Origin of the sequence: Vibrio sp. V42_P2S4T144 (assembly GCF_009904715.1) — a bacterium.
Lineage (GTDB): Bacteria > Pseudomonadota > Gammaproteobacteria > Enterobacterales > Vibrionaceae > Vibrio > Vibrio alginolyticus.
On record NZ_WXWS01000147.1, the window covers coordinates 1 to 2,224 of the forward strand.

Consider the following 2,224-nt stretch of genomic DNA (forward strand, 5'->3'; position numbering starts at 1 on the left):
TTTATATAGTTAGAGTATTAATGCCGAGCAGAGAAATCATTAAATTCCACTGAATGGCATAGAATGATTAGACAACTTGGTTGCAGCTGTTAAATCAATGTAAATAATGGGTGATTATATCCCGATAACTTGTTGCAATAAACAACAAGTTATCCATGACAGGGCGTGAATCACATCAAAAATCCACTTTAACGGAAGATAACTGTCGAAAAAGAGACCAAACGATAAAAAAAGTAAAAAAAGTACTAGACGGCATAGTGTGATATCCGTATTATTCCACTCCGCCGATAGGGCATGCGCCCGTAGCTCAGTTGGATAGAGCGTTGGCCTCCGGAGCCAAAGGTCGAAGGTTCGAATCCTTTCGGGCGTACCATTGCCTCGGAGGATACATCGGTAAAAATCAGTGGTGGCTATAGCTCAGTTGGTAGAGCCCCGGATTGTGATTCCGGTTGTCGCGAGTTCAAGTCTCGTTAGCCACCCCATTCTTTCTTTTTTAGATTGAATGCGGTAGCATTGCTCCCAATCTTGATTCAATCAAGATAAAACATCGTCGGTGAATAGCGCAGCTTGGTAGCGCATCTGGTTTGGGACCAGAGGGTCGGGGGTTCGAATCCCTCTTCACCGACCACTATTTAGTTTATGGCTCTAATAGAGCGGTAAACAGCAAAAATTGATGGTGGCTATAGCTCAGTTGGTAGAGCCCTGGATTGTGATTCCGGTGGTCGCGAGTTCGAATCTCGTTAGCCACCCCATTAATTAAGGTGACTTCTTAGTTGAAGTGTCCTGTCTGATTTGAGAAAATCAGCAAATACAGTTCGGTGAATAGCGCAGCTTGGTAGCGCATCTGGTTTGGGACCAGAGGGTCGGGGGTTCGAATCCCTCTTCACCGACCACTATTAGAAAGCCTGCTTTTTAGCAGGCTTTCGTCGTTTTAGAGTTTATGATCTCGCTTGGACTGTATTAGTCGGTAATGTATCAATGGATTTGAACCCAAGTGGGGTTCGCCTGAAGTTAGAATTCGGCTCTTCACCGACCGCTATTTAGAGCCCCAGTCGAAAGACTGGGGCTTTTTTGCATCTCTCCTGAAAAGAATCGGCATTCCATTTCAATTTTTCCCAAAAGTGTACAGCTCTAGGGGCTTTTGACCACCTATGATCCAAATGCTTTTCGAGCTGACAAAATAAACCCCAGAGCAGTGTCTGGGGTTTTGTAGTTTTCTAATCCGCTGCTTTTATTGGGCGAGTGTTTTAAGGATTTCTTTCAGTTCTACCGTTTCTTGGATTTCAAAACTTGGCGTTATATCCGTTGAGTTGCTTGCGCCTGTCGCATTCACCCATACACTCAAAATGCCCATATTGTTAGCGCCAGCAATGTCAGCAGGTAAAGAGTCGCCCACGTGTAGAGCCTCTTCTGGTTTTACTTCGACCAAGTCGAGCGCTTTTTGGAAAATACTTGTAGCAGGTTTCTCTTCTGGCTCTTCTCCTCCCACAATAATATGGTCCACCCAGTTGCTCATTTGTGTCGCGTTTAATTTAGGGTGTTGAGAAAAAATCGGGCCGTTAGTGATCACGACGAGTTTGTAATGTTGACGAAGGTCGCTGAGCATTTCTTTTACACCAGGGAAGAAAGTGAACGCGCCCATACGTGCAGAGTCAAAGTAGTCTTGAGCTTGTTGAGCCTCTTTTGCAGTGATGCTGACGCCTTGCTCCGCCAAGATGTTTTGGATCAGGCCACAACGGAAGGCATTTTCATCGGGTAGCAGAGCAACAAGGTGAGGGAACTCAGCATTCAGCTTTTTGTATACACCCTGTAAGTAGCGCTGCAAAAAAGCTTTTGGCTCAGTCACTTGTGGGTAGGTTTTATGAATCCAAGTTGTAAACGCTTGTCCTGCAACTTTATCGGCTTGTGACGTTGCACATAAAGTCTCGTCCATATCAAAAAAAATCGCTTTAAGCACAGGGGCTCCTTTTATTTACGGCTTGGCTTTGACACTGTTCATCTATTATCCCACTCTCAATTGTGTCGTAAAGGGTTAAAACCGGCGAGTTTTCTTATGACGTACGAATGAGGATAGCGGTACTTTCCTTTGCTTAGTCAATAAACCGCTTAAGTGGCGCATAATCTGCGTTGGAGCAGGATTTGTGTGGTTTTGCTGTTTTGTTCACGTTTTGACCTATCCTTTCTCTTCCTAAGTTTGGCTTTTTGTATTTGCCGACTATTTTAT

1 protein-coding gene and 5 tRNA genes are annotated in these 2,224 nt (G+C 44.5%); 5 read left to right on the forward strand and 1 reads right to left on the reverse strand.

What is annotated here, in order from left to right:
- Positions 1-296: 296 nt before the first annotated feature.
- The 5 genes from CAG68_RS04780 (at position 297) to CAG68_RS04800 (ending at position 893) form a co-directional block, all read left to right on the forward strand.
- A tRNA-Arg gene (locus CAG68_RS04780) sits at positions 297-373 on the forward strand.
- Positions 374-406: 33 nt separating this feature from the next.
- Positions 407-482: transfer RNA gene (locus CAG68_RS04785), tRNA-His, on the forward strand.
- Positions 483-551: 69 nt separating this feature from the next.
- Positions 552-628: transfer RNA gene (locus tag CAG68_RS04790), tRNA-Pro, on the forward strand.
- 48 nt (positions 629-676) lie between these two features.
- Positions 677-752, forward strand: a tRNA-His gene (locus CAG68_RS04795).
- Positions 753-816: 64 nt separating this feature from the next.
- Positions 817-893: transfer RNA gene (locus CAG68_RS04800), tRNA-Pro, on the forward strand.
- 338 nt (positions 894-1,231) lie between these two features.
- Here the strand turns inward: CAG68_RS04800 and CAG68_RS04805 are convergent.
- Entirely contained in the window at positions 1,232-1,957 is a 726-nt protein-coding gene (locus tag CAG68_RS04805; protein WP_005379107.1) for an HAD family hydrolase, read from the reverse strand.
- Positions 1,958-2,224: the final 267 nt, after the last annotated feature.